The sequence below is a fragment of the Priestia sp. P5_B4 genome, from assembly GCF_056400385.1.
In genome coordinates this window covers 1-905 of record NZ_JBFULJ010001204.1, presented here as the reverse complement: position 1 = coordinate 905, position 905 = coordinate 1, and the positions used below count along the sequence as shown (strand labels likewise).

Genomic DNA, 905 nt, shown 5'->3' with positions numbered 1-905 from the left:
TTATGAGACTAGTTAACGCTATAATATAACTAACAAAAACGTGCGGATAGAAAAAAGACTTCAACTGTTTAAGTAGTGCTACAACACTCTTAAACCGTTCCTCCTAGTTACGGTAGGAAAAACACTTGTCGAAGTCTCTTGTTAATAGAGTTAGTTTTTATAAAATAAAACTTATGTGTTTATTTTATATGAAATTGACATCTATTTCAAGGGCTTAGTTCATCAAAATCACGGCATTGTTTTCCTTTCATAAGGGAGACAGTGTCTTTTTTGTGTTCCTTAAAGGAGAAGATGAACAAATGACAAAGCTYTTTACCTGCTATTTACAAGATGTAAATACCTTCAATGGACGATTCACATGGTTATGGAAAGAAAAACCTACCCTTCGCAAAAAGAAAGAAGCGTTTTTAGAAACACTTCGTACTTACTTTAAACAACAACAAGTGGCCCTACATAAAGTATTCCCTAAAAAACGTATGGAAATGTTAGATTACGTGATTTATAACCTTGTTGCTACAGGCATTCAAGCCATTCACTCAAAAACACTCATGCAAAAATTTGATGTATCCCAAAGTACCGTTTCTCGCTTTGTAAAATCATTAAAGGAAACACCGTTTATGATCGTGGCACGTTATATCAAAGAAGATACAACAGGTGCTCATCCTGATAGCTATGTATTTATCCTTAAAAGCCATACGAATTTTGATCAAATTTGTGATGAAATCTTTTTTGACCATGACACAACAGGTRTTCAAACGCTTCAACAAGAAGAAATGACAACTCCTGTGACAACTCCTGTGACAAGTCCAGAAAGTGCCGAAAACGTTGATAGACCAAGCTTAGAGGGCGAAAAAACATCGTCCCCCTTTATTAACCTTGATTTACCTAAAAATCATTWAAATAAT

Annotated in this window: 1 pseudogene; it reads left to right on the top strand. The window is 34.5% G+C overall.

From position 1 onward, the window contains the following. Nucleotides 1-299 precede the first annotated feature (299 nt). Nucleotides 300-905 (top strand): annotated as a pseudogene (locus AC1DRF_RS29950) (replication protein); the annotation flags it as partial.